Genomic DNA, 24,763 nt, shown 5'->3' with positions numbered 1-24,763 from the left:
GCGCGGTCTGGATCGACCAGCCCGTCGGATGTTCGGGTGAGCGGATGGCGTCGCTCCTTACAGACTTTGATCAGCGCGGTGCGATATTCACCAGACCGTTCAGCACCTGGTCCAGGCCGCCGAAAACGGAAATCCGGTCGATCCGCTCGGCTACCCGCTCGAGAGTTTCCAGTTCCTTCAGGCGCAGTGCCGTCGGGTTTTCTTCCATCACCTTGGCGGTGTTCAGCAGCGAACGGGTCGCCGAGGTTTCCTCGCGCCGGCGGATCACGTTGGCCTGGGCCGCTTTCTCGGCTTCCACCACCTGGGCCAGCAGGGCCTTCATCTCGCCGGGCAGGATGATGTCACGCACGCCGAGGCTGCTGACTTCCAGGCCGGTATCCGCCAGTTTGCGAGCAAGGTGAGCACTCACGGTCTCGTCGATGATCTGTTTGTTCTCCAGCAATTCGTCGAGCGTCCGGGTACCCACCGCTGCACGCAGACCGAACTGCAGCTCGCGATACAGGTGTTCCTGCGGCTTCGCCAGTCGTGCATGAGCCAGCAGCACATCGCTGTAGCGCCAGTTGGCGGCCAAGTTCAGGCGCAGGCTGACTTTGTCGCGGGTGAGGATTTCCTGGCCGCCGACTTCCAGTGTCTGGAGCCGTGTATCCACCAATTCCACGCCGATCTGCCGGTTGAAGCGCCAGAAGCCGTACTGACCGGACGGGAGCAGCTCTGCCACATCGCCGTTGACCTTGAGCACGCCGACCTGGAACGCCGGTACCTGCACCAGTAGTATCGCGTCGAGGCCCACCAGGCCCTGGCTACGCAGGCTGGGTTGGGTCAGCACAGAGACCAGCGCCGCATCCAGCCGGTAGCCGTGGCGCAGGCCGATGCGCTCCAGGCGTTGGTCGGCTTGGCCTTTCCAGTACAGACGACGGGCGCCCGGCGCAAGAATTTCCACCAGTACATCGTCTTCGTAGCGCAGGCCGGCTTCGTGCTCGCCCAGATCCATGCGCGCGAAGTGGCGCTCGATCAGGGCGGGCTCGTTCTTGCGCAGGTAACCGGCGATGCGGTGCTCGAACAACGGGGCATTGAGGCTGCAGGTTTCTACCGCCAGCCGGTTGAACGGGTCGAAGCGCAGGTACAGGCCAGGCTCCAGGACGGACTGGAAGTCGCCCTCGGAAAACAACAGGCCGCGTTCGTTCTTCTTCACTACAAAGCGCTTCAGCATTTTCATTCTTCTTCTCCTTTCAGTGCTGGCGTTCGCCGATCCGCCGGGCGTCCATCGCGGCACGTCGGGGCGGCCCGCATCGCGATCATCCTGATCCGGCGCCGCGTCCTGCGGCTGCAATGCGTGTCCTGCCCGTCGCGCGGCTTCGGTGCCGGGCGGATCGGCGGTGGCATCGGGTCCTTCCCTTTGCCACGCCAGCGGGTACTGCTCATGTGTGAACTGCCTTGGAAGGGCAGGTATTCGAGCGGGACTCGAACCCGCGACAGGCCCTCTGCGAGGGCTGCTCTACCCGACTGAGCTATCGAAGGCCTGGGCAGGACTCGAACCTGCGACGGCCGCCTCGGGCGACTGCTCTACCGACTGAGCCACCAGGCATCGACCGATCATTGCTGCGGCGGCATACGCGGCGCCAACACCAGGGTGGGCCCGCGCACCGGCGGGAGGAACTCCCGGCCCGTCGGCCTGCATGGCGATGCGGTCGGAAGGGATATAGCGAGTGGCGTGCCAGGAGTGCTCTGTCGCTTCGCTTTATTTCTTATCTATTTGAAATTAAAGAAATTATTTCTGGGTGAGGCGAGATGGAAGTAATCCGGCTGTATCGAGAATGACGATAAACGCTATATTTTTGTATCGCTATTTATCTTTAGGTATCGCTATGACGGAAAGGCAAACCGTGGCCATCGGCTTTCTCGGAACGACTCTCGACCGGGTGGGCAAGGGCGCGGAACGCTGGAGAAAATGGCGCCCCACGGTCGGCTTATGCCAGCAGCCCGACCTGCTGATCCATCGCCTGGAGCTGATCCACTGCGAGGATGCCCGCGACCGGGGGCTGGCCGAGCGCATCCGCGATGACATCGCCCAGGTATCGCCGGAAACCGAGGTGCGTCTGCATGCGATGCAACTGCGCGATCCTTGGGATTTCGAAGAGGTCTACGGGGCTCTGCACGACTTCACCTCGGGCTACGCCTTCGATACCGAGCATGAGGATTATCTGGTGCACATCACCACCGGGACCCATGTGGCGCAGATTTGCTGGTTTCTGCTCACCGAGGCGCGTTATCTGCCTGCGCGGCTGGTCCAGACGTCACCGGCCCGGCGCCTGGATACCGAGCGGAAGGCCAGTGGCATCCACACCCTGATCGATCTCGACCTGTCGCGCTACGACCGCATCGCCTCGCGTTTTCGCCGCGAGCGCCAAGAGACGCTGGCCTTTCTCAAGTCGGGTATCGCCACGCGCAACGCGGCGTTCAACCGTTCCGTCGAGCAGATCGAGCGGGTCGCCATTCGCTCCAGGGCGCCCATGCTGCTGGTGGGGCCCACGGGGGCGGGCAAGTCGTTCCTGGCACGGCGAATCTACGAGCTGAAGCGTGCACGGCATCAGATCCAAGGCCGCTTCGTCGAAGTGAACTGCGCGACCTTGCGCGGCGATGGTGCCATGTCCGCGTTGTTCGGCCATGTCAAAGGTGCTTTCACCGGAGCGCAGAATGCGCGCGATGGCCTGTTGCGGGCGGCCGACGGCGGCATGCTGTTTCTCGACGAGATCGGCGAACTGGGCCTGGACGAGCAAGCCATGCTGCTCAAGGCCATCGAGGAACGGCGCTTCTTCCCGTTGGGCAGCGACCGGGAGGTGGAAAGCGACTTCCTCCTGATCGCCGGCACGCACCGAGACCTGCGCGGTCGGGTGACGGACGGGCTGTTCCGCGAGGACCTGTTTGCCCGTATCAATCTATGGACGTTCGAGCTGCCCGGTCTCGCCGGGCGGCGCGAGGACATCGAGCCGAACATCGATTTCGAGCTGGAACGGCATGCTCGCGAGCTGGGTCGGCAGGTGCGTTTCAACGTCGAGGCGCGGCGCCGCTACCTGGCGTTCGCCACTTCGGCGGAGGCGCGCTGGGCCGGCAATTTCCGCGAACTGTCGGCCTCCGTCACGCGAATGGCGACGTTGGCCGACAGCGGCCGGATCGACGAAACACTGGTGGAGGAGGAACTGCAACGGTTGCGGCGCGCCTGGCAAAGCGATGGACCCGACGCGACCCCGCTGCGTGCGTTACTGGGCGACGAGACACTGGCTGGGCTGGACCTCTTCGACCGGCTGCAACTGGAGTCCGTGATCGGCGTTTGCCGCGAGGCGCGCAGCCTGTCGGATGCCGGTCGGCGGCTGTTCGCTGTGTCGCGCCAAGGCAAGGCCAATCCCAACGACGCCGACCGGTTGCGCAAGTACCTGGCGCGGTTCGGGCTGGAGTGGGGCGCCGTGGTTTCGCATCCTGAGGGCTGAGCTAGTAGTGATACCAGCGCAGTTGCAGCATCAGCTCGTTCTCCGGGGGCGTCAGGCTGCTGAACTGGCGTTCGGCGCTCAGCCGCAAGCCCAGGCGGGGGGAGGCTTCCCATTGCTGGGTCAGGCCGAGACTGCGACGGACTTCGCCGTTGTGGAAGTAGTCGCCCTTGGCTTCCAGGGTCAGGTTGCCAACGGGGTTGCGCCAGAGCACGCCGGTATCGAAGCCGAGCGCCGGAGCGATGGCGGCGGCGAAGTCCGGGTTGTGCTCGATGCGCGCGGTGGCGAGGGCAAAGCCGAGCAGGTCTTCTCTCAGTTTCCAGGTGCCGCCCACGCCTCCATTGAAGTGGCCGACCAGACGCTCGTCGCCGTTTTCGCCGGGCACGCGCTCGAGCCCGCCGGCGACCTGCCAGGACCAGGGCTGGAGCAGGTGATTGCGTGGCGTCAGCGAGCGGATGGTGGCGAGATCCAGACGCTGTAGCTGCCAGTGATTGCCTTCGTACTGGCGCATCTTGAGCTGAAGGATTTCGATCTGCGCGCCCAGCGGGAAGCCGTGCAGGTTGTCGTTGAGGTCGTGATAGGCCATGCGCAGGCCATACTCGGCGAAGGCCCGCTCGTCGCGGCTGCCGAGGCCGAGCTGCCAGGTCCGTGATCGATGACCTTGTTCGGGCAGGCCGGGGCGTTCGATGTCCAGCGTTGGCGGTGGGTTACGGTTGATGCCCTGTAACAGGCGGAAACTGCGCGTGGCGATGGTACGGTTGCGCTCTTCGCCGGTCGCTCGGTAGCGCACCAGGCGGAAGGCGGCGTCCTGGGCCAGGGCGCCAGGAACGCGGGGTCGCCCAGTAGCGATTCGTCGTCGGCGAGGCGCAGGACCCAGTTCTGCTCGTCGCGTTCGAGCGGCTCGGCGCGTGCCAACAGTTCGCGTTCGCGCGAGGGGCGATAGTCGATTCGCTCGACCAGCCCGGCGTCCACCACGGCCCGGACGGTGTCGGTGGGAATGGCGGTCAGAGGAAAGTCGTCGGTCAGTTCGATGCCGGGGCGGGCGACCTCCAGCAGTTCCAGCAGGCGGTAGGAACAGTTCTCGTCGAAAAAGTAGTAATCGAAGCGGACCTGCTTGAGTTCCCAGACGTGCTCCACCATGCGCCCGGTCTCTTCGGGCGTCAGGTTCAGGCGGTATTCCCAGAGATCGCGGTTTTCCAGGCGGCTGTATTCGCCCAGCTTGTCGCGGTAGGGCACCAGGGCGAACAGGCCGGGATAGCCACCCATCAGGCCTTTCCAGGCATAGAGCAGGCTGTTGTCCATGCCCTCGATGTAGGCGCCGAAGTTCAGTGCGTAGCTGAGCAGGGCGGTGCCATGGCTGTCGACGTCAGCCTGGTCGATGCGCAGCAGGGTGTGGCCGAACATCGATGACGGGCTGTTCAGGTAGGCAGCGGGGAACACCAGCACCGTACTGTGCGGATTCACGTCTTGATACCAGGTGCGGTATTCCTGGCATGCCGCTTCGGGCAGGTCAGCCAGTCGCAACTGTTCGCGCAGCCAGCGGGTGCGGGCCGGATAGACGCACTGCGCGTGTTTGTCGCCGAGGCTGGCAGGGGCATACAACGCCTCGACGGTGGCGCGCAGTTCGGCGGCGGGATCGCTGTCGCCCTCGGCGGCGAGGAAGAAACCGGCGTCGTCCACATAACTGCGCCAGCCGCCCAGCTTGCCGCGTTCGTAATGGCCGAGGGCGAGCCAATAGGGCGCTTCGGCGAGTGTGTCGAGATGGTCGCCGGAGGGCAGGGAAGCGGCAGGCAGCGGGGAGCAGAGACTCAGTGCGAGGTACGGCAAAATCCGTTTCAAGGTCACTCTTCTTCTTCTCTTGGTCCGGTCGAGCTTTGGATAGGTCGACGGGGCTGTCAAGCGAGTGGCAGATGGCCTGCGTCCTCCTTGATGTGGATCAGTGCCCATTGCGGCGAAGGCGACACACTGGTTACCGAAGAGCCCGGCCGGCCGGGCCATCGTTCCCAGGAGTCCGTCATGACCTCGTTCGACCCCCGATCCGCCCTGGATAACCTGGCTGCCGAGTATGCGGCCCGCGCCGCGGCGATCCGCCGCGACTTGGCGTGCAGCCACTCGCCCGACTTCGCCGAGCAGGCGACGCAGCGGGAGAACGACGAGGTGTTGGAGGCCCTGCTGGCGGAGGCCGAGTCCGGTTTGCGTCAGGTCGGTCTGGCCAGGCTGCGCCTTGCCGAAGGACGCTACGGATACTGCCAGCGTTGCGGCGAACCAATCGACGAGCGGCGGCTGGCGGCGCTTCCGGTGGCCGAATTCTGCCTGCAATGCGCGGATCGGGCCGGCTGAGTGAACGCCTTGCCAGGAGCGCACGGGCAGCGCCAGAATGCAGGCAACACCCCCGCGGCTGTTGCCGCCCGATTCAAGGATGTCCGATGCCCGATCCTTTCGCTGCCGGCTTGCGCCTGGCACCCGACGCCCTGACCCGCCCCTTCGATCCCTCCCAGTTCGCCTTCACCACCACCGATGATCTGGAGCCCTTCCGTGGCGTGCTTGGCCAGGAGCGTGCGGTCGAGGCGCTGCAGTTCGGCGTGGCGATGCCGCGCCCCGGCTACAACGTGTTCGTCATGGGTGAGCCGGGAACCGGCCGCTTTTCCTTCGTCCAGCGCTACCTGAAGGCGGAAGCCAAGCGTCTGGAGACCCCGGTCGACTGGGTCTATGTGAACAATTTCGACGAGCCCCGGGAGCCCAAGGTGCTGGAGCTTCCGGCCGGCACCGCGAGCGATTTCATCGCCGACGTCAACCAGTTGATCGACAACCTGCTGTCCACCTTCCCGGCGGTGTTCGAACATCCCACCTACCAGCAGCGCAAGAATGCCATCGATCGCGCCTTCAACCAGCGCTACGACCGCGCTTTGGACGTGATCGAACGGTTGTCGCTGGAGAAGGGCATCGCTCTTTACCGCGACAGCGCGAATATCGCTTTTACGCCAATGAAGGACGGCAAGGCGCTAGACGAGGCCGAATTCGCTCAGTTGCCGGAGGCCGAACGCGAACGATTCCATAGCGATATCGCGGTGCTGGAAGAGCGCTTGAACGAAGAGCTGGCCAGCCTGCCGCAATGGAAGCGCGAGTCGAGCAACCAGTTGCGCCAGCTCAACGAGGAGACCATCACCCTGGCGCTTCAGCCGTTGCTGGCCCCTCTGTCGGAAAAGTATGCCGAGTGCGCTGGAGTTTGCGCCTACCTCCAGGCCATGCAGGTGAATCTGCTGAAAACGGTGGTCGATCAGTTGCTGGACGATAAGCTGGATGCCCAGCGCCGCGAGATGCTGGAAGACCAGTACAGCCCGAGCCTGATCGTCGGTCACCATGCCAGCGGTGGGGCTCCGGTGGTGTTCGAGTCGCACCCGACCTACGACAACCTGTTCGGCCGCATCGAATACAGCACCGACCAGGGCGCGCTGTATACCAGCTACCGGCAATTGCGTCCGGGGGCGCTGCATCGCGCCAACGGCGGATACCTGGTGCTGGAAGCGGAGAAACTCTTCGGCGAGCCGTTCGTCTGGGATGCCCTCAAGCGTGCCCTGCATTCGCGGCAGTTGAAAATGGAATCGCCGCTGGCCGAGTTGGGGCGCCTGGCGACAGTGACGCTCACGCCGCAGGTGATCCCGTTGCAGATCAAGGTGATCATCATTGGCTCCCGCCAGCTTTATTACACGCTGCAGGACCTCGATCCGGACTTCCAGGAGATGTTCCGCGTCCTGGTGGACTTCGATGAGGAAATCCCGCTGGCCGAAGACAGCCTGGAGCAATTCGCCCAATTGCTGAAGACGCGCACTTCGGAGGAAGGGATGGCACCGCTGACGTCCGCCGCCGTTGCCCGGCTGGCGACCTACAGCGCGCGTCTGGCCGAGCACCAGGGGCGCTTGTCGGCACGCATCGGCGATCTCTTCCAGCTGGTCAGCGAAGCCGATTTCGTCCGCCAACTGGCCAGCGACACGGTGACCGACGTCGGCCATATCGAGCGTGCGCTCAAGGCCAAGGCCACCCGGACGGGGCGTGTGTCGGCGCGGATTCTCGACGACATGCTGGCAGGCATCATTCTGATCGACACCGAAGGCGCCGCCATCGGCAAATGCAACGGCCTGACAGTGCTGGAGGTGGGTGATTCGGCGTTCGGCGTGCCGGCGCGGATTTCCGCCACTGTCTATCCGGGCGGTAGCGGCATCGTCGACATCGAGCGCGAGGTCAATCTCGGTCAGCCGATCCACTCGAAGGGGGTGATGATCCTGACCGGCTACCTTGGCAGCCGCTACGCCCAGGAGTTTCCCCTGGAGATTTCCGCCAGCATCGCCCTGGAGCAGTCCTACGGTTACGTCGACGGCGACAGTGCCTCGCTGGGCGAAGTCTGCACACTGATTTCCGCGCTGTCGCGCACACCGCTCAAGCAGTGCTTCGCCATCACCGGCTCGATCAACCAGTTCGGCGAGGTGCAGGCAGTCGGTGGGGTCAACGAGAAGATCGAAGGCTTCTTCCGCCTCTGTGAGGCGCGAGGATTGACGGGCGAACAGGGGGTGATCATTCCCTATGCCAACGTCACCAACCTGATGCTCGACGATCGCGTACTGCAGGCTGTGCGCGAAGGGCGTTTCCACGTCTACGCGGTGCGCCAGGTCGACGAGGCGCTCGGGCTGCTGGTGGGCGAAGCGGCCGGCACTCCGGATGAGAAGGGGCAGTTCCCCGAGGGCAGTGTGAATGCCCGGGTGGTGCAGCGCCTGCGTGAAATCGCCGAGATGGGCATGGAAGAGGAAGACAAGGGGCCGGCCAAGGCCCTCGCCGAGGAAATCAACACGGCGGTGGCGGCGAAGAAGCCCACCCGCAAAGGCCCGGCCAAGGAACCGGGTACGCCCAAGCCGAAGGGCTCCGGGGCGGCGTGAACCACGGGTTGCGATGCCGCTGCTAGCTGGTCAGCCAGTGAGCAGTGGCAAGACGGCCACGCTGGGCGGCGCGCGTGGCGATCTACCCCCGCGTCGTCCACAGTGTTATCCACAGCTGCCGGGGATAACCCGAGCCTTCCCTCGGCAGCCTGTCGGGGTGTAGGCTGGAGACCGGACCCTGTGAGGAACGCCGCCATGCCGCGCAGCCTCTGTCTTACCCGCCAATGCCTGGGACTGGTGACGCGCATCGAATGTGTGGTGTTGCCTCTGGCCGGCGAGCGAGGGCTCTGGACCCTTCTCTGCGCGGCTGGCATGTCCGGCTCCCAACCTTCCGCAATCAAGTCCCAAGGCCCATTCCACGGGCCTTTCGTGGCCGAAGGCGTACTCGATGCGATAGCCGAAAGCCTGGCCGTTCAAGGCTATGAAGCTTGCTCCGAACCCATGATCTGGCGCCTGCATCTGCAGGCCGAGCTGCGCCGCCTGAACGGCGAGCGCTGCCGGCATCTGGGCGACTACCAGTTCCGGCCCGAGAGCTGAAACGAGGCTGCTCAGCTTTTGTGCAACCCGAGGAAGACTGCGTGGTTGCACGGTGGCAGAGATTCTTCCCGTGCTGATTCACAGCTTTATCCACAGTCCACGGGGATAACTCGATTCGCAATCTTTAACGCGTATTTCCAACGCCCTGTCCGGTCTTGGTCCTGCACGACACGCTGGTATACTCCCGCGCCGGTTCGACTCAACTGCGAGATCCCATGGAACGTTTTATCGAAAACGCGATGTATGCCTCCCGTTGGTTGCTGGCACCGATCTATTTCGGTCTGTCTCTCGCCCTGCTGGCGCTGGCGATCAAATTCTTCCAGGAAATCTTCCATGTGCTGCCGGCGATCTTCTCGATGGCCGAAGCCGACCTGATCCTCGTCCTTTTGTCTCTTATCGACATGGCGCTGGTAGGCGGTCTGCTGGTGATGGTGATGATTTCCGGTTACGAGAACTTCGTCTCCCAACTGGATATCGACGAAGGCAAGGAGAAGCTCAACTGGTTGGGCAAGATGGACTCCGGCTCCCTGAAGATGAAGGTGGCCGCTTCCATTGTGGCGATTTCCTCGATCCACCTGCTCAAGGTGTTCATGGATGCGCAAAACATCAATGACACCAAGCTGATGTGGTACGTGATTATTCACATGACGTTCGTGGCCTCGGCGTTCGCAATGGGCTATCTGGACAAGCTGACCAAGCACTGACCCGCTTCGCATCCTTCAGGTCCGCCCGTCCGGAAATGGACGGGCGATTGTCCCTTGGCCTTGTACTTCCCAGGGTTTTCTACGAAGACTGTAGAAACCGACGAGGATCGGTGCGAGGTGATGCTATGAACCTGCATGATCTGTCCAGCCATGCCCGCGCCGGGCATGTCCAGGAATTGAATCTGATTTCCCTGGAAGGCGGCATATACATCCTGGAGGCGCGGATGGACGATGGCGCCCATCCGCTCAGCGATAACCAGGGACACACGATGCATCTGCGCTCCGTCGAGCATGCCAGGGAACTGCTGCATGCACTGCCGACGCTGCCCTGCAATCTGGTCCACACCATGGTGCACGACGAGATGTGCGGCATCCGCGAGGATAACGGCGAGATCGTTTGCGTCCCCATTTCGCTTTCGTTGCCTGGCTGATTTCGGCCTCGGCGCGTGTGCCGGCCATGGCTGGCGGAGGACTGTGCTAGTCTGGCGGCCCTTTTTTGTCCTGCGGAGCCGAGACGATGTCCGAACTCAACCTTTCCACCGACGAAACCCGTGTCAGTTACGGTATCGGCCGTCAGCTCGGCGACCAGTTGCGCGACAACCCACCTCCGGGCGTCAGCCTGGACGCCGTACTGGCGGGGTTGGCCGATGCTTTCGCCGGCCAGCCGAGCCGGGTCGAGCAAACCGCCCTGGCAGCCAGCTTCCGTGTGATCCGCGAACGCATGCAAGTCGAGGCTCAGGCCAAGGCTGACGCCGCAGCCGGTGCGGGACGGGCGTACCTGGAGCAGAACGCCAAGCGTGAAGGCGTCACGGTGCTACCGTCCGGTTTGCAATATGAAGTGCTGGTGGCCGGCGAGGGTGCCAAGCCGTCCCGCGAGGATCACGTGCGTACCCATTACCATGGCACGCTGATCGACGGCAGTGTGTTCGACAGCTCCTATGAGCGCGGCCAGCCGGCCGAATTCCCGGTTGGCGGTGTGATCGCCGGCTGGGTCGAAGCCCTGCAACTGATGAATACCGGCAGCAAGTGGCGCCTGCATGTGCCCAGCGAGCTGGCCTATGGTGGTCAGGCAGTGGGCAGCATTCCGCCGCACAGCGTGTTGGTGTTCGACGTCGAGCTGCTGGAAATCCTCTGATTCGAAGGGTGGCCCTCGAACGGTAGTCCGTTTCCGCTCGAGGGCCGGCGCGAGAGCGTCGTTGCCCCCGTCATGCAGCCGGCTCCCGGGCGACGGCTGCCCTGGCGCTTCCTTGCGCCGTTTGCTCGGTCAGTGCGGATCGTGGCCGGTTGGGCGCAATGCCCGCGCGTAACAGAAGAGGAACAGGCTGCGTACCAGCTCCTTGAGTACACCGGGTTCGCTGGAACTCAGTCCGGCGAAATCGAGCTCGCCGAGGTCGCGCAGCTCGTCGATGGCATCTTCTTCCAGCATGGCGCACACCTCCCCGGTGTCCCGGTTCAGGATGCGTAGATAAGGGTGTGGGCGGTCCAGCCAAGCGTCAATCAGATAGGTCATGGCGCATCTCCTTGAATAAGTTTTGTTGAGAATAATTCTTATTCGTGAAATGGCAAGCTCTGATTTGACCTTTCGTCGGGCGACGGGAAAAGGTGTGGCATTACACTCGCTGCATGAGCGGGCGTCTTGCGGTTATCCGAAGAACTATGGAGAGGGCCCGCGCGAGTGCGGGCCATTCAGGCAGGGAAAATCAGTGGGTGCGAGCGACGGCGAAGCGGCTCAATTCGACGAGGGCGTCGCGGTGTTCGCTGGCGGGTAGCGCGTCGAGGCAGGCAATGGCGCGTTCGGCGTAATCGCGAGCCAGGCGGGCGGTGTAATCCAGCGCGCCGGCGGCCTCCACTGCGGCACGGATGCTTTCCAAATCCTCGATACCACCTTTCTGGATCGCCTGGCGAACCAAGGCGGCTTGCTCAGGAGTGCCCTCGCGCATGCAATGGATCAACGGCAGGGTGGGCTTGCCTTCTGCCAGATCGTCGCCAACGTTCTTGCCCAGTGTCTCGGCATCTCCCCGGTAGTCGAGCAGATCGTCGACCAATTGGAAGGCAATGCCCAGATGATCGCCAAAGGTGCGCAGCGCTTCGCTCTGCTCATGACTGGCACCGGCCAGGGCGGCGGCGCTGTGGGTCGAAGCCTCGAAAAGCATGGCGGTCTTGCCGCGGATGACTTCCATGTAGGTCTCTTCGGTGGTGCTGGCATCGCGCACCTTGGAGAGCTGCAGGACCTCGCCCTCGGCGATCACCCGGGTGGCCTTGGAAAGGATGCGCATCACCGGCATGGAGCCGAGCTCCACCATCATTTCGAAGGAGCGCGAATAGAGGAAATCGCCGACCAGGACGCTGGGGGCATTACCCCACAACGCATTGGCAGTGGAGCGACCGCGGCGCATGCCGGACATGTCGACTACGTCGTCGTGCAGCAGCGTAGCGGTATGCAGGAACTCGATGGTGGCGGCAAGCAGGCGCAGGTCGTCGTCCTGACGTCCCAGTGCCTTGCCGCAGAGCAGCACCAGCAAGGGGCGAAGGCGCTTGCCGCCGGCGGAAATGATGTAGTCCCCGATCTTTTCCACGAGGGGAACGCGCGAAACGAGCTGCTTGCGGATAATGCCATCGACAGCGGTAAAATCATCCGCCACCACGCTATAGAAGGCCTGGGGTTGCATCAGCGTTACGTGCTCCTCGTAGGTTGCGCGGCATGCTAGGGGGCAGGGTAGGGGCTGTCAAGGCAAAGCCCTGCGGCGCTTGCGGAGATGCGGCGCCTTGCGTACAATCGCGGCCCCTGAACTTCCCTGGGCATTTCCCTGCCTTACGCAAATGCACGGGCGTCCCATCCGGCCCCATGCAGCCATGCCAGCCGATCACTCCTTCTATAAAGCGCTGGGTGAGCAGGATCAACGGAGATATTCCATGTACGCAGTAATTGTTACCGGTGGCAAGCAATACAAAGTCGCCGAAGGCGAGTTCCTCAAGATCGAGAAGCTCGAAGTTGCCACCGGCGAAGCCGTCACTTTCGACCGCGTGCTGCTGGTCGGCAATGGCGATGACGTGAAGATCGGTGCTCCGGTCGTCGATGGTGCCAAGGTCGTGGCCGAAGTGGTTTCCCAAGGCCGTCACGACAAAGTGCGTATCATCAAGTTCCGCCGTCGTAAGCACCACATGAAGCGTCAGGGCCACCGTCAGTGGTTCACTGAGATCAAAATCACCGGTATTCAGGCGTAAGCACTACCTGATCCCCTTTTTGGAGTATTGAACTCATGGCACACAAAAAAGCTGGCGGTTCTACCCGCAACGGTCGCGACTCAGAAAGTAAACGCCTTGGCGTGAAAATGTTCGGTGGCCAGGCTATCAAGGCCGGTAACATCATCGTGCGTCAGCGCGGTACTCAGTTCCATGCCGGTTACGGCGTTGGTCTGGGCAAGGATCACACCCTGTTCGCGAAAGTGGATGGCGTGGTCAAGTTCGAGACCAAGGGCGCTTTCGGTCGCAAATACGTGAGCGTCGTGACTGCCTGAGTCCGGCCTTGCTGAAGAAGCCCCGTCATGCGACGGGGCTTTTTTGTTTCTGTATCCTATAGTTCTTCGTTTTTACTCAGCCCGCCCTAGGGCGGGAGGCGTTCCATGAAATTCGTCGATGAAGTATCGATTTTTGTAAAGGCCGGCGACGGCGGTAACGGCATGATGAGCTTCCGTCGCGAGAAGTTCATCGAGAAAGGTGGCCCCAACGGTGGGGATGGTGGCGATGGTGGCTCCGTCTACCTGGAGGCCGACGAGAACCTCAATACCCTGGTCGATTACCGCTATACGCGTCGGTTTGCGGCCAAGAACGGGGAAAAGGGTGGCAGTACCGATTGTACCGGTGCGAAAGGGGATGACCTCATTCTGCCCGTTCCGGTTGGCACGACGGTGATCGATGCGGGGACTCAGGAAGTCATCGGCGACCTGACCAGGCCGGGTCAGCGCCTGCTGGTCGCCCAGGGTGGTTGGCATGGGTTGGGTAATACCCGCTTCAAGTCCAGCACCAACCGTGCGCCGCGGCAGACCACTCCTGGCAAGCCGGGCGAAGCGCGTGATCTCAAGCTGGAATTGAAGGTGCTCGCCGATGTTGGCCTGCTTGGCTTGCCGAATGCCGGCAAGAGCACGTTCATTCGTTCCGTTTCCGCAGCCAAGCCCAAGGTGGCTGATTATCCGTTCACTACGCTGGTGCCGAACCTCGGTGTGGTCAGTGTCGGTCGCTACAAGAGTTTCGTCGTCGCCGACATTCCAGGGTTGATCGAAGGCGCTTCTGAGGGGGCTGGGTTAGGAATCCGCTTTCTCAAGCACCTGGCGCGTACCCGCTTGCTGTTGCATCTGGTGGATATGGCACCGGTGGACGGCAGCGATCCGGCTGAGGCTGCGGAGGTCATCATTCGCGAATTGGAGAAATTCAGCCCGGCGCTGGCTGAGCGGGACCGTTGGTTGGTACTGAACAAGGCTGATCAACTGCTCGAGGAGGAGCGCGAAGAGCGTGTTCGTTCCGTGGTCGAGCGGCTCGATTGGAAAGGCCCTGTCCATGTGATTTCGGCGCTGGAAAGCGAAGGGACCGAAGCGCTCTCGCAGGCGATCATGCGTTATCTCGATGAGCGTGAACTGCGCAAGGCTGAAGATCCTGCGTACGCCGAGGCGTTGATCGAACTGGATCGGCGTATCGAAGACGAGGCGCGTGCACGCCTACAGGCGTTGGATGATCGCCGTGCCCTGCGTCGCGCTGGCCTGAAGAGTGTCGACGATATCGGTGATGACGATTGGGATGACGACTTCGAGGATGACGAAGATGGTCCCGAGATCATCTACGTCCGTGACTGACAATGAGGTATCGTTCAGCGCCGCTTTCATAGCGGCGTTGTTCTGACTGGCTTGGGGTTGAGAAATGCGGGACAAGGTGACCGGCGCGCGGCGCTGGGTAGTCAAGATCGGTAGTGCCCTGCTGACCGCCGATGGGCGCGGGTTGGACCGGGCGGCCATGGCGGTTTGGGTCCGGCAGATGGTGGCCCTGCGCGAAGCGGGCGTCGAGCTGGTGCTGGTGTCTTCCGGCGCCGTGGCGGCGGGCATGAGTCGGCTGGGTTGGACGGCTCGCCCGAAGGCGATGCACGAATTGCAGGCTGCTGCCGCAATCGGCCAGATGGGTCTTATCCGGGCCTGGGAATCCAGTTTCGCCGAGCACGGCAAGCATACCGCCCAGATCCTGCTGACCCATGACGATCTGTCCGATCGCAAGCGCTACCTGAACGCACGCAGCACCCTGCGCACCCTGGTGGAGCTGGGGGTGGTTCCGGTGATCAACGAAAACGATACCGTCGTCACCGACGAGATCCGCTTCGGCGACAACGATACCCTCGCGGCGCTGGTGGCCAACCTGGTGGAGGCGGACCTGTTGGTCATCCTCACTGATCGTGACGGCATGTTCGATGCCGATCCGCGAAGCAATCCCGATGCGAAGCTGATCCATGAGGCGCGTGCCGATGATCCGGCGCTGGATGCAGTGGCGGGGGGTACCGGTGGTGCGCTCGGGCGGGGAGGGATGCAGACCAAATTGCGTGCGGCGCGCCTCGCGGCGCGTTCCGGGGCGCACACCATTATCGTCGGTGGGCAGATCGAGCGAGTGCTGGATCGGCTCAAATCGGGCGAGCGCCTGGGAACCTTGCTGGCGCCCGAGCGGGGCCTGCTGGCGGCACGCAAGCAGTGGCTGGCGGGGCATCTGCAGACTCGCGGCACGCTGACTCTGGATGCCGGCGCGGTGAAGGCGCTGGTGCAGGATCGTAAGAGCCTGCTGCCGGTCGGAGTGAAGGGGGTGCAGGGTAACTTCCGGCGTGGCGAAATGGTGGTATGCGTGGGGCCGGATGGTCGCGAAGTTGCGCGGGGTCTCGCCAACTACAGTGCCGTCGAGGCTCAGAAAATTATCGGGCAGCCCTCCGATGCCATCGAGAAGTTGCTGGGTTATGTGGATGAGCCGGAGCTGGTTCATCGCGACAATCTGATTCTGGTCTGATTTCTCGGGAGTTTGTAATGCCGGCGTTCAAAGGATTGCTGTGTGGTGTGCTACTGTTTCCGCTCGTGGCGGCGGCCGAGCCGATAGGTGAGGTGTCCACCGTATTCAAGTGGGTGGGGCCGAACGACAAAATCGTCGTCGAGGCGTTCGATGATCCCAAGGTGGAAGGCGTGACCTGCTATCTGTCCCGTGCCAAGACGGGTGGTGTCAAGGGTGGGCTTGGGCTGGCCGAGGATCGTGCGGAGGCCTCCATTGCGTGTCGTCAGGTGGGGCCTATCCGCTTTCGAGCCGAGCTGAAGGAAGGGGAGGAAGTGTTCAAGGAGCGCACTTCGCTGGTCTTCAAGACCATGCAGGTCGTGCGATTCTTCGATCGAAAGCGCAATACCCTGGTTTATTTGGTCTATAGCGACCGGGTAATAGAGGGTAGTCCGCAGAACGCGGTGACGGCCATTCCGATCCTGCCTTGGAAGTAACGGTCTTTGCGGGTTGTCGCTGACGATCCGCAAAGAAGAAGGCAATAAAAAACCGGCCATTTGGCCGGTTTTTTGTGCAGCATCCGTTGCGCTTAGGCGGCAGCGGCTTCGCTGAGTGCCTTGATGTGGGCATTCAGACGGCCTTTGTGGCGAGCTGCCTTGTTCTTGTGGATGATGCCTTTGTCGGCCATGCGGTCGATTACCGGCACAGCCAGGGTGTAGGCGGCTTGAGCCTTTTCCAGGTCCTTGGCGTCGATCGCCTTGACCACGTTCTTGATGTAGGTACGAACCATGGAGCGCAGGCTGGCGTTATGGCTACGACGCTTCTCAGCCTGTTTGGCGCGTTTTTTGGCAGAAGGTGTATTGGCCACCGTCAAGCTCCTCGAAAACAGGGATACAAACAAATAAGGCCGCGAATCATGCCGACCTCCCCCTGGCTTGTCAAGGGTGGCGGCATTCTTCTCAGGCGCCGTTCGACGAGCGTGTCCGCTGGCGCTGGATGATTTATTCGCGGGCGGCCTCTACACTCGGCGGCTTCGCTCCGACGTCCATCTTTGCCGTCGACCGAGTGGCCAGAAAATACAGTAGCGATCAATGCCATGAATCTACTCAAGTCGCTGGCAGCCGTCAGCTCCATCACCATGCTGTCGCGGGTGTTGGGCTTCGTGCGCGATACCATCATCGCCCGTATTTTTGGTGCCGGCATGGCGACGGATGCCTTCTTCGTCGCCTTCAAGTTGCCCAATCTGTTGCGGCGCATCTTTGCCGAGGGGGCGTTTTCCCAGGCATTCGTGCCCATCCTGGCGGAATACAAGACCCAGCAGGGCGAGGAGGCGACGCGTACGTTCATCGCCTATGTGTCCGGCCTGCTCACGCTCGTGCTGGCTCTGGTCACCTTGCTAGGCGTGCTTGTGGCTCCCTGGATCATCTGGATCAGCGCGCCGGGGTTCGCTGACGAGCCGGAGAAGTTCGAACTGACGACCTCGCTGCTGCGGGTAACCTTTCCCTACATTCTGCTGATTTCGCTGTCGTCGCTGGCCGGCGCTATCCTCAACACGTGGAACCGTTTTTCCGTGCCGGCGTTCGTACCGACACTGCTGAATGTCAGCATGATCGGTTTCGCACTCTTCCTAACGCCCTATTTCGATCCTCCCGTCATGGTGCTGGGATGGGCTGCGTTGGCCGGGGGGCTGCTCCAGCTTTTGTATCAGCTGCCGTCGTTGAAGAAGATCGGCATGCTCGTCCTGCCTCGACTAAATCTGCGCGATACGGGCGTCTGGCGTGTTCTGAAGCAGATGTTGCCAGCTATCCTGGGGGTTTCGGTCAGCCAGGTTTCGCTGATCATCAATACCATCTTCGCATCGTTTCTGGTGGCCGGCTCGGTATCCTGGATGTATTACGCCGATCGCCTGATGGAGCTGCCATCCGGCGTGCTGGGGGTGGCGCTGGGCACCATTCTGCTGCCGTCATTGGCCAAGACTTATGCCAGCCAGGACCGCAAGGAATATTCGCGGCTGCTCGATTGGGGCCTGCGGCTGTGCTTCCTGTTGGTGTTGCCCTGTGCGGTCGCTCTGGCATTGCTCGCCGAGCCGCTGACGGTTTCGTTGTTCCAGTATGGAAAGTTCTCGGCCCACGATGCCCTGATGACCCAGCGTGCCCTGATTGCCTATTCGGTCGGTCTGCTGGGTATCATTCTGGTCAAGGTGCTGGCGCCGGGCTTCTATGCTCAGCAGAACATCCGGACACCGGTGCGTATCGCTGTATTCACCCTGGTTGTAACGCAATTGCTGAACCTGGCGCTGATCTTTCCTTTGCAGCATGCCGGTCTGGCTCTGGCCATTGGCCTGGGTGCCTGTCTGAATGCCGGCCTGCTTTACTGGAAACTGCGCGCGCAGCGGCTGTTCCAGCCGCAGCCGGGGTGGGTTCTGTTCCTGACGAAGCTGGTTGTGGCGGTGCTGGTCATGGCTGCGGCACTGTTCGGGTTAATGCAGGTCATGCCGGCCTGGGACGAGGGTGTGATGCTGACACGCCTGTTGCGTCTCGGTGGACTGGTGACGGTCGGAGTATTCGCCTACTTCGGTATGTTGCTGCTACTGGGCTTCCGGCTCAGGGATTTTTCCCGGCGAGCGGTTTCCTGACCTGCGCGCGGCAGCGCCTGCTTGATGCGAGGTCCGGCCGAACTGTTACCGGGCCTCGGGTGTGCGTATAATCGGCCACTTTGTGAGCAAGATGCGTGTTATGCAGCTGGTCCGAGGTCTTCATAACCTGCTTCCCCAGCATCGGGGCTGTGTTGCCACCATCGGTAATTTCGATGGGGTGCACCGTGGTCACCAGGCGATCCTTAAGCGACTGCGCGAACGTGCGGCGGAGTTGCGTTTGCCCAGTTGCGTGGTGATCTTCGAGCCTCAGCCGCGGGAGTACTTCGCTCCGGATAGCGCTCCGGCCCGTTTGACGCGCCTGCGCGACAAGCTCGAGCTGCTGGCTGCCGAGGGCGTCGATCGGGTGCTATGTCTGGCTTTCAACCGACGTTTGCGTGAACTCAGCGCGGCCGAGTTCGTGCATGCGGTGCTGGTGGAGGGGCTGGGAGTGAAGCATCTGGAGGTCGGTGACGATTTCCGCTTCGGTTGCGATCGTGCCGGCGATTTCGAGTTTCTGCAACAGGCCGGCGCTGGCGAGGGTTTCACGGTCGAAGCGGCGGCAACCGTCGAACTGGATGGCGAGCGTGTCAGCAGCACACGTGTCCGCCAAGCGCTGGCGGCGGGCGATTTCGTCTTGGCCGAGCGCTTGCTGGGCCGGCCGTATTGCATCACTGGACGGGTGTTGCATGGCCAGAAGCTCGGTCGTCAGTTGGGCGCACCGACTGCGAACGTGCAGCTCAAGCGCTGCCGGGTTCCGCTGTCCGGCGTCTATCTGGTCAGTGCCAGGGTGGACGATGGGCGGCGCCTGCAGGGTGTGGCCAATATCGGTGTCCGCCCGAGCGTGAAGGGCGACGGACAGGCCCACCTGGAAGTACATCTGCTGAATTTTGCCGGCGACCTGTATGGCCGTCGCCTGACGGTGGCATTCCACCACAAGCTGCGAGACGAGCAGCGTTTCGCCTCCCTGGAGGCGCTGAAGACGGCGATCGATGCGGACATCGCCGCCGCCCGGGCCTACTGGCTCGGTCAACCGCTTCAATAAAGAGCCTGAACGACATGACCGACTACAAAGCGACCCTCAACCTGCCGGAAACGGCGTTTCCGATGAAGGCCGGCCTGCCCCAGCGCGAGCCGGAGATGCTGCAGCGCTGGAGCAGCATTGACCTGTACCGGAAGCTGCGGCAGATCGGCGAGGGGCGCCCGAAGTTCGTCCTGCACGACGGCCCGCCGTATGCCAACGGTAATATTCACATCGGTCATGCGGTCAACAAGATTCTCAAGGACATCATTGTCCGTTCGAAGACTCTGGCCGGTTACGATGCACCCTACGTGCCGGGTTGGGACTGCCATGGCCTACCCATTGAGCACAAGGTGGAAACCACCCACGGCAAGCACCTGCCCGCCGACAAGACCCGCGAACTTTGCCGTGCCTACGCGACCGAGCAGATCGAAGGGCAGAAGGCCGACTTCATTCGTCTCGGTGTGCTCGGCGACTGGGATAATCCATACAAGACCATGGATTTCGCCAACGAGGCGGGGGAAATCCGCGCGCTGGCTGAGATGGTCAAGCAAGGGTTCGTGTTCAAAGGTTTGAAGCCGGTCAACTGGTGTTTCGACTGCGGTTCCGCACTGGCGGAAGCCGAGGTCGAATATCAGGACAAGAAGTCCGATGCCATCGACGTGGCGTTCCCAAGTGCCGACGACAAGGCTCTGGCAGAGGCATTCGGGCTCGACTCCCTGGGCAAGCCCGCCTGCATCGTGATCTGGACCACCACACCCTGGACCATCCCGGCTAACCAGGCGCTAAATGCGCACCCCGAATTCGACTATGCCCTGGTGGACATCGGCGACAAGTTGTTGGTGCTGGCGGCTGAGCTGGTCGAGGCCAGCCTGAAACGCTATGGCCTCGAGGGGCAGGTCGTCGCCACGACCAAGGGCGAGCGCCTGGAGAATCTGAACTTCCGTCATCCGCTCTACGAGCGTCTGTCACCGGTTTACCTGGCCGAATACGTGGCGCTGGATGCCGGTACGGGGATCGTTCACTCGGCGCCGGCCTATGGCGAGGACGACTTCGTCACCTGCAAGCGCTATGGGATGCATAACGACGACATCCTCAATCCGGTGCAGAGCAACGGTGTCTATGTCGATTCCCTGCCGTTCTTCGGCGGGCAGTTCATCTGGAAGGCCAACCCGCAGATCGTCGAGAAGCTCGCCGAGGTCGGTTGCCTGCTGAAACACGAAAGCATCAGCCACAGCTATATGCACTGCTGGCGCCACAAGACTCCGCTGATCTATCGCGCAACGGCGCAGTGGTTCGTCGGCATGGACAAGCAGCCGAACCAGGGCGATACCCTGCGTCAGCGTGCATTGGCCGGCATCGAGCAGACCGAGTTCGTTCCTTCCTGGGGCCAGGCGCGTCTGCAGGGCATGATTGCCGGCCGTCCGGACTGGTGTATCTCGCGTCAGCGCAACTGGGGGGTGCCGATCCCCTTCTTCCTGCATAAGGCCAGCGGCGAACTGCATCCGCGCACGCCGGAGCTGATGGAGGCGGTAGCCCAACGTGTCGAGAAAGAGGGTATCGAAGCCTGGTTCAAACTCGACGCCGCCGAGTTGCTCGGTGATGAGGCTGCGCAATACGACAAGATCAGCGACACCCTGGATGTCTGGTTCGATTCGGGCACCACGCATTGGCATGTACTGCGTGGTTCGCACCCGCTCGGTCATGCTCAGGGGCCGCGTGCCGACCTTTACCTCGAAGGCTCCGACCAACATCGCGGATGGTTCCATTCCTCATTGCTGACCGGCTGCGCCATCGACGGGCATCCTCCGTACAAGGCGTTGCTGACCCACGGTTTCACCGTGGATGAGAACGGCCGCAAGATGTCCAAGTCGCTGGGCAACGTGATCGCCCCGCAACAAGTCACCGATAGCCTGGGGGCGGACATCCTGCGCCTGTGGGTCTCGGCAACCGATTACTCCGGCGAAATGGCGGTTTCCCAGCAAATTCTGCAGCGCAGTGCGGATGCCTACCGGCGTATCCGTAATACCGCGCGTTTCCTGTTGGCCAACCTGAACGGCTTCGACCCGGCCAAGGATTTACTCGCGGCCAATGACATGCTGGCGTTGGACCGCTGGGCCGTGGACCGTGCGGCGTTGCTCCAGAGCGAGATCGAAGAGGCCTACGGTAGCTACCGTTTCTGGAACGTCTATCAGAAGGTCCATAACTTCTGCGTTCAGGAGTTGGGCGGCTTCTATCTCGACATCATCAAGGACCGTCAATACACCACGGCGGCCGACAGCGTCGCCCGGCGCTCCTGCCAGACGGCCCTGTTCCATATCGCCGAGGCGCTGGTGCGTTGGATCGCGCCGATCCTGGCGTTCACTGCCGAGGAAATCTGGCAGTATCTGCCAGGCAAGCGTAACGAGTCGGTGATGCTGAATACTTGGTACCAGGGGCTTGGCTCGCTGCCGAGCGATGCAGAGCTGGGCCGAGATTTCTGGGCGCGCGTGATGGAAGTCAAGGCCGCCGTGAACAAGGAGCTGGAGAATCAGCGTACCGCCAAGGCTATCGGTGGCAACCTGCAGGCGGAGGTTACTCTCTACGCCGAAGAGTCGCTCATTACGAATCTGGCCAAACTGGGCAATGAATTGCGCTTCGTTTTGATTACGTCGACGGCGACCCTGGCGCCGCTGGCCGATGCGCCGGCCAATGCGGTAGCCAGCGAGCTGGCTGGACTCAAGTTGCTGGTGCGCAAGTCCGAGCACGCCAAATGCGGCCGCTGCTGGCACCACCGCGAGGACGTCGGGGTCAACCCGGCCCATCCGGAAATCTGTGGCCGTTGCGTCGAGAACATCGAAGGGCAGGGTGAGGTCCGGCACTATGCCTGAGGCACGTTGCTTTATGGCTGTCGAGGTGACGGTATGACGTCTCGCTTCGGCAAGCTTTCCTGGCTCTGGCTCACCGTGCTGGTCGTCGTGCTTGACCAGGCCAGCAAGTTCTATTTCGAGGATACGCTGCGCCTGTACCAGCAGATCGTGGTGATCCCTGACTATTTCAGCTGGACCCTGGCCTACAACACCGGCGCGGCCTTCAGCTTCCTCGCCGGAGAGTCTGGCTGGCAGCGCTGGCTGTTCGCCTTGATCGCCGTTGTCGTCAGTGCCGTGCTGCTGGTCTGGCTCAAACGTCTCAAGACGGACGAGACTTGGCTGGCAATCGCATTGGCACTGGTCCTGGGAGGTGCCTTGGGAAACCTCTATGACCGCATCGCCTATGGCCATGTGGTCGACTTCATTCTGGTGCACTGGCAGAGCCGCTGGTATTTCCCTGCGTTCAACCTGGCCGACAGCGCCATCACCGTTGGCGCCGTCATGCTGGCGCTGGATATGTTAAAGAGTAAGAAATCCGGAGAACCCGCCCATGACTGAACAGCGTATAGGCCCGGATAAGGAAGTCACCCTGCATTTCGCCCTCAAGCTGGAAAACGGTGAGGTGGTGGACAGTACCTTCGATAAGAAGCCAGCAACGTTCAAGGTGGGCGATGGCAACCTGCTGCCCGGATTCGAGCAAGCGCTCTACGGCCTGAAGGCTGGCGACAAGCGTGTGCTGCCGATCGAACCGGAGCAGGGTTTTGGCCAGCCCAATCCGCAGAATGTACAGATCATGCCGCGAAGCCAGTTCGAAGGCATGGACTTGTCGCAAGGGCTGCTGGTGATCTTCAACGATGCGGCAAACACCGAGCTTCCCGGCATCGTCAAAGCCTTCGACGAAACGCAGGTCACCATCGACTTCAACCATCCCCTGGCCGGAAAGGCCTTGAACTTCGAAGTGGATATTCTCGAAGTACGTCCGCTCTGACGCCATGTTTCCTCTCCCCATGCTGGAAGAGGAAACGCGTTAAACTCCGCAAAACCTGCCTCTGCGCGCCGAGACAACGCCATGCTCATCAAACTTGCCAACCCCCGCGGCTTCTGCGCTGGCGTCGACCGCGCCATCGAAATCGTCAACCGCGCCCTGGAAGTCTTCGGGCCGCCCATCTATGTGCGGCATGAGGTGGTGCATAACAAATTCGTCGTCGAAGACCTGCGTTCCCGCGGTGCCATCTTCGTAGAGGAATTGGACCAGGTACCGGACAACGTCATCGTTATCTTCAGTGCGCACGGAGTTTCTCAGGCTGTGCGTCAGGAGGCCGATCGACGCGGCCTGAAAGTCTTCGATGCCACCTGTCCACTGGTAACCAAGGTCCATATGGAAGTGGCGCGTTACAGCCGCGACGGTCGCGAATGCATCCTGATCGGTCACGCCGGCCACCCCGAAGTGGAGGGCACCATGGGTCAGTATGATGAGCGCAATGGTGGCGCCATCTATCTGGTCGAAGACGAAGAGGATGTCGAGCGTCTTCAGGTACGGGACCCAGACTCGCTGGCGTTCGTCACCCAGACGACCCTGTCGATGGACGACACCAGCCGCGTCATCGACGCGCTACGCAAGCGTTTCCCCAACATCGGCGGACCGCGCAAGGACGACATCTGCTACGCCACGCAAAACCGCCAGGATGCCGTCAAACAGCTTGCTGACGAGTGCGATGTGGTACTGGTGGTCGGCAGCCCCAACAGCTCCAACTCCAACCGCCTGCGCGAACTGGCCGAACGCATGGGAACGCCAGCCTACCTCATCGATGGTGCCGAAGACCTGCAGCGAGGTTGGTTCGACGGCGTCCGCAACATCGGCATCACCGCTGGCGCCTCTGCCCCGGAAAGACTGGTACGAGGCGTCATCGAACGCCTGCGCGGATGGGGCGCCCGAGAAGTTTCGGAATTGAGCGGGCGTGAGGAGAATATTACGTTCTCCATGCCGAAGGAGTTGAGGGTGCGGGTTTTGGGGTAGCATCAACCGGCTGCTTCTATGGGCAGGTGTGTTGCTGTTTATTCCGACGGACTCTTCCGCTCTTGCTTAGGATGAGCTCGTAACTAATCGTAGTTCCCTGCCGACACAGAGTTAATGTTCCCGCCTGAAATCCGCCATTCAATAGAGTGGTTCGCCCATCAGGTGTATATTGGATGTATTCGCTCACGTTTTCATTTCCCACGAGAATCACTCCATTTGGTAATGGAGGAAAACTTCTGAAGACGAGCTCTCCAGAGTCGGGTGCCCCGTTTCTATTGGCATCTTGAAATAGCGTCCATCCATCGGCCCATGTCATTCCTGTTGGGGCCAACGTAAAACTCTTCCCTTGCTTAATTGCTTCCTGTCGTGCGAGCGATAGGCTCGTCTGCATGGCTTGAGTGCTGCTCTCGAGCTGCTGAATTCGTAGCAGATTTCCGAAGTAGGGAATTGCGAGCGATGCCAGGATAATCAGCACCATAGTCGAGGTAATAGCTTCCAGTAGCGTGAATCCATTCACGTTTTTCATGGGTATCCTACCTTTTGTATCCGTTCGGTTTACTGAGGGGTGTCCGGTTGTCGCCATTCCT

Annotated in this window: 23 protein-coding genes, 1 tRNA gene and 1 pseudogene; 18 read left to right on the top strand and 7 right to left on the bottom strand. The window is 61.8% G+C overall.

What is annotated here, in order from left to right; genetic code table 11:
- Positions 1–70: 70 nt before the first annotated feature.
- Positions 71–1,216 (bottom strand): slipin family protein, encoded by a 1,146-nt coding sequence (locus tag BZL41_RS03725; protein ID WP_095598047.1) that lies wholly within the window; start codon positions 1,214–1,216, stop codon positions 71–73.
- 299 nt (positions 1,217–1,515) lie between these two features.
- A tRNA-Ser gene (locus BZL41_RS03715) sits at positions 1,516–1,584 on the bottom strand.
- 281 nt (positions 1,585–1,865) lie between these two features.
- On the opposite strand from BZL41_RS03715, the gene rtcR reads away from it, so the two are divergent.
- Positions 1,866–3,485 carry an RNA repair transcriptional activator RtcR gene (gene rtcR / locus BZL41_RS03710; protein WP_095598046.1) on the top strand — a complete coding sequence of 540 codons (1,620 nt, stop codon included), beginning with the start codon at positions 1,866–1,868 and terminating at the stop codon, positions 3,483–3,485.
- Between the two features lies 1 nt (position 3,486).
- Here the strand turns inward: rtcR and BZL41_RS03705 are convergent.
- Positions 3,487–5,321 (bottom strand): annotated as a pseudogene (locus tag BZL41_RS03705) (DUF4105 domain-containing protein).
- Between the two features lie 177 nt (positions 5,322–5,498).
- On the opposite strand from BZL41_RS03705, the gene BZL41_RS03700 reads away from it, so the two are divergent.
- The 6 genes from BZL41_RS03700 to BZL41_RS03675 all read left to right on the top strand — a co-directional run bounded on the left by BZL41_RS03700 (position 5,499) and on the right by BZL41_RS03675 (position 10,786).
- Positions 5,499–5,822, top strand: a complete 324-nt coding sequence (locus tag BZL41_RS03700; RefSeq protein WP_095598045.1) for a TraR/DksA family transcriptional regulator — start codon at positions 5,499–5,501, stop codon at positions 5,820–5,822.
- 86 nt (positions 5,823–5,908) lie between these two features.
- On the top strand, positions 5,909–8,410 hold the full coding sequence (locus BZL41_RS03695; RefSeq protein WP_095598044.1) for a Lon protease family protein: 2,502 nt from the start codon (positions 5,909–5,911) through the stop codon (positions 8,408–8,410).
- A 195-nt stretch (positions 8,411–8,605) separates the two neighbouring features.
- Positions 8,606–8,947 (top strand): hypothetical protein, encoded by a 342-nt coding sequence (locus tag BZL41_RS03690; protein ID WP_084335529.1) that lies wholly within the window; start codon positions 8,606–8,608, stop codon positions 8,945–8,947.
- Between the two features lie 215 nt (positions 8,948–9,162).
- A complete protein-coding gene (locus tag BZL41_RS03685; RefSeq protein WP_095598043.1) occupies positions 9,163–9,651 on the top strand; it encodes a TIGR00645 family protein in 489 nt (162 codons plus the stop codon).
- Positions 9,652–9,776: 125 nt separating this feature from the next.
- The gene (locus BZL41_RS03680) at positions 9,777–10,082 is read left to right on the top strand and encodes a DUF6482 family protein (protein WP_095598042.1); all 306 of its coding nucleotides are present in this window, start codon (positions 9,777–9,779) and stop codon (positions 10,080–10,082) included.
- Positions 10,083–10,168: 86 nt separating this feature from the next.
- Positions 10,169–10,786, top strand: a complete 618-nt coding sequence (locus BZL41_RS03675; protein WP_095598041.1) for an FKBP-type peptidyl-prolyl cis-trans isomerase — start codon at positions 10,169–10,171, stop codon at positions 10,784–10,786.
- 129 nt (positions 10,787–10,915) lie between these two features.
- On the opposite strand, the gene BZL41_RS03670 is transcribed toward BZL41_RS03675, so the two are convergent.
- Complete coding sequence (locus tag BZL41_RS03670) at positions 10,916–11,161, bottom strand: hypothetical protein (protein WP_095598040.1); 246 nt, start codon at positions 11,159–11,161, stop codon at positions 10,916–10,918.
- 190 nt (positions 11,162–11,351) lie between these two features.
- Positions 11,352–12,320: a polyprenyl synthetase family protein gene (locus BZL41_RS03665; protein WP_095598039.1), complete on the bottom strand. Its 969-nt coding sequence runs from the start codon at positions 12,318–12,320 to the stop codon at positions 11,352–11,354.
- Positions 12,321–12,564: 244 nt separating this feature from the next.
- Here BZL41_RS03665 and rplU point away from each other — a divergent pair, with 244 nt between their 5' ends.
- The 5 genes from rplU (at position 12,565) to BZL41_RS03640 (ending at position 16,154) form a co-directional block, all read left to right on the top strand.
- Complete coding sequence (gene rplU / locus BZL41_RS03660; RefSeq protein ID WP_084335535.1) at positions 12,565–12,876, top strand: 50S ribosomal protein L21; 312 nt, start codon at positions 12,565–12,567, stop codon at positions 12,874–12,876.
- 35 nt (positions 12,877–12,911) lie between these two features.
- On the top strand, positions 12,912–13,169 hold the full coding sequence (rpmA, locus tag BZL41_RS03655; protein ID WP_095598038.1) for a 50S ribosomal protein L27: 258 nt from the start codon (positions 12,912–12,914) through the stop codon (positions 13,167–13,169).
- Positions 13,170–13,274: 105 nt separating this feature from the next.
- The gene (gene cgtA, locus BZL41_RS03650; protein ID WP_095598037.1) at positions 13,275–14,498 is read left to right on the top strand and encodes an Obg family GTPase CgtA; all 1,224 of its coding nucleotides are present in this window, start codon (positions 13,275–13,277) and stop codon (positions 14,496–14,498) included.
- A gap of 64 nt (positions 14,499–14,562) precedes the next feature.
- The gene (gene proB / locus BZL41_RS03645) at positions 14,563–15,681 is read left to right on the top strand and encodes a glutamate 5-kinase (RefSeq protein WP_095598036.1); all 1,119 of its coding nucleotides are present in this window, start codon (positions 14,563–14,565) and stop codon (positions 15,679–15,681) included.
- A gap of 17 nt (positions 15,682–15,698) precedes the next feature.
- Complete coding sequence (locus BZL41_RS03640) at positions 15,699–16,154, top strand: CreA family protein (RefSeq protein WP_095598035.1); 456 nt, start codon at positions 15,699–15,701, stop codon at positions 16,152–16,154.
- 92 nt (positions 16,155–16,246) lie between these two features.
- Here the strand turns inward: BZL41_RS03640 and rpsT are convergent, their stop codons facing one another.
- Entirely contained in the window at positions 16,247–16,525 is a 279-nt protein-coding gene (gene rpsT / locus BZL41_RS03635; protein ID WP_084335540.1) for a 30S ribosomal protein S20, read from the bottom strand.
- Positions 16,526–16,753: 228 nt separating this feature from the next.
- Between rpsT and murJ the strand changes: the two genes are divergently transcribed.
- The 6 genes from murJ to ispH all read left to right on the top strand — a co-directional run bounded on the left by murJ (position 16,754) and on the right by ispH (position 24,176).
- Positions 16,754–18,292, top strand: a complete 1,539-nt coding sequence (murJ, locus tag BZL41_RS03630) for a murein biosynthesis integral membrane protein MurJ (protein ID WP_095598034.1) — start codon at positions 16,754–16,756, stop codon at positions 18,290–18,292.
- A gap of 100 nt (positions 18,293–18,392) precedes the next feature.
- A complete protein-coding gene (gene ribF / locus BZL41_RS03625; RefSeq protein WP_095598033.1) occupies positions 18,393–19,334 on the top strand; it encodes a bifunctional riboflavin kinase/FAD synthetase in 942 nt (313 codons plus the stop codon).
- 14 nt (positions 19,335–19,348) lie between these two features.
- A complete protein-coding gene (ileS, locus tag BZL41_RS03620; RefSeq protein ID WP_095598032.1) occupies positions 19,349–22,180 on the top strand; it encodes an isoleucine--tRNA ligase in 2,832 nt (943 codons plus the stop codon).
- A gap of 33 nt (positions 22,181–22,213) precedes the next feature.
- The gene (gene lspA / locus BZL41_RS03615) at positions 22,214–22,717 is read left to right on the top strand and encodes a signal peptidase II (RefSeq protein WP_095598031.1); all 504 of its coding nucleotides are present in this window, start codon (positions 22,214–22,216) and stop codon (positions 22,715–22,717) included.
- Positions 22,710–23,147, top strand: a complete 438-nt coding sequence (locus BZL41_RS03610; RefSeq protein ID WP_095598030.1) for a peptidylprolyl isomerase — start codon at positions 22,710–22,712, stop codon at positions 23,145–23,147. The genes lspA and BZL41_RS03610 overlap by 8 nt, the downstream gene beginning before the upstream one ends.
- Positions 23,148–23,228: 81 nt before the next feature.
- On the top strand, positions 23,229–24,176 hold the full coding sequence (ispH, locus tag BZL41_RS03605; protein WP_095598029.1) for a 4-hydroxy-3-methylbut-2-enyl diphosphate reductase: 948 nt from the start codon (positions 23,229–23,231) through the stop codon (positions 24,174–24,176).
- 16 nt (positions 24,177–24,192) lie between these two features.
- Here the strand turns inward: ispH and BZL41_RS03600 are convergent, their stop codons facing one another.
- Positions 24,193–24,702, bottom strand: coding sequence for a GspH/FimT family protein (locus BZL41_RS03600; RefSeq protein ID WP_168190935.1), 510 nt, complete (start codon positions 24,700–24,702; stop codon positions 24,193–24,195).
- Positions 24,703–24,763: the final 61 nt, after the last annotated feature.

Origin of the sequence: Pseudomonas sp. PIC25, from assembly GCF_002286785.1 — a bacterium.
Lineage (GTDB): Bacteria > Pseudomonadota > Gammaproteobacteria > Pseudomonadales > Pseudomonadaceae > Pseudomonas_M.
The sequence above is the reverse complement of the archived record's forward strand: the minus strand, read 5'-3'. Positions and strand labels throughout refer to the sequence as shown.

Excerpts from the sequence above, each read along its gene's own strand:
- rtcR (WP_095598046.1), top strand. The coding sequence starts at position 1,866 with ATGACGGAAAGGCAAACCGTGGCCATCGGCTTTCTCGGAACGACTCTC.
- ileS (WP_095598032.1), top strand. The coding sequence starts at position 19,349 with ATGACCGACTACAAAGCGACCCTCAACCTGCCGGAAACGGCGTTTCCG.
- BZL41_RS03695 (WP_095598044.1), top strand. The coding sequence starts at position 5,909 with ATGCCCGATCCTTTCGCTGCCGGCTTGCGCCTGGCACCCGACGCCCTG.
- BZL41_RS03675 (WP_095598041.1), top strand. The coding sequence starts at position 10,169 with ATGTCCGAACTCAACCTTTCCACCGACGAAACCCGTGTCAGTTACGGT.
- rplU (WP_084335535.1), top strand. The coding sequence starts at position 12,565 with ATGTACGCAGTAATTGTTACCGGTGGCAAGCAATACAAAGTCGCCGAA.
- ispH (WP_095598029.1), top strand. The coding sequence starts at position 23,229 with ATGCTCATCAAACTTGCCAACCCCCGCGGCTTCTGCGCTGGCGTCGAC.
- BZL41_RS03600 (WP_168190935.1), bottom strand. The coding sequence starts at position 24,702 with ATGAAAAACGTGAATGGATTCACGCTACTGGAAGCTATTACCTCGACT.
- lspA (WP_095598031.1), top strand. The coding sequence starts at position 22,214 with ATGACGTCTCGCTTCGGCAAGCTTTCCTGGCTCTGGCTCACCGTGCTG.
- BZL41_RS03610 (WP_095598030.1), top strand. The coding sequence starts at position 22,710 with ATGACTGAACAGCGTATAGGCCCGGATAAGGAAGTCACCCTGCATTTC.
- BZL41_RS03680 (WP_095598042.1), top strand. The coding sequence starts at position 9,777 with ATGAACCTGCATGATCTGTCCAGCCATGCCCGCGCCGGGCATGTCCAG.
- BZL41_RS03690 (WP_084335529.1), top strand. The coding sequence starts at position 8,606 with ATGCCGCGCAGCCTCTGTCTTACCCGCCAATGCCTGGGACTGGTGACG.
- BZL41_RS03700 (WP_095598045.1), top strand. The coding sequence starts at position 5,499 with ATGACCTCGTTCGACCCCCGATCCGCCCTGGATAACCTGGCTGCCGAG.
- ribF (WP_095598033.1), top strand. The coding sequence starts at position 18,393 with ATGCAGCTGGTCCGAGGTCTTCATAACCTGCTTCCCCAGCATCGGGGC.
- BZL41_RS03685 (WP_095598043.1), top strand. The coding sequence starts at position 9,163 with ATGGAACGTTTTATCGAAAACGCGATGTATGCCTCCCGTTGGTTGCTG.
- BZL41_RS03665 (WP_095598039.1), bottom strand. The coding sequence starts at position 12,320 with ATGCAACCCCAGGCCTTCTATAGCGTGGTGGCGGATGATTTTACCGCT.
- BZL41_RS03670 (WP_095598040.1), bottom strand. The coding sequence starts at position 11,161 with ATGACCTATCTGATTGACGCTTGGCTGGACCGCCCACACCCTTATCTA.
- rpmA (WP_095598038.1), top strand. The coding sequence starts at position 12,912 with ATGGCACACAAAAAAGCTGGCGGTTCTACCCGCAACGGTCGCGACTCA.
- proB (WP_095598036.1), top strand. The coding sequence starts at position 14,563 with ATGCGGGACAAGGTGACCGGCGCGCGGCGCTGGGTAGTCAAGATCGGT.
- cgtA (WP_095598037.1), top strand. The coding sequence starts at position 13,275 with ATGAAATTCGTCGATGAAGTATCGATTTTTGTAAAGGCCGGCGACGGC.
- BZL41_RS03725 (WP_095598047.1), bottom strand. The coding sequence starts at position 1,216 with ATGAAAATGCTGAAGCGCTTTGTAGTGAAGAAGAACGAACGCGGCCTG.
- murJ (WP_095598034.1), top strand. The coding sequence starts at position 16,754 with ATGAATCTACTCAAGTCGCTGGCAGCCGTCAGCTCCATCACCATGCTG.
- BZL41_RS03640 (WP_095598035.1), top strand. The coding sequence starts at position 15,699 with ATGCCGGCGTTCAAAGGATTGCTGTGTGGTGTGCTACTGTTTCCGCTC.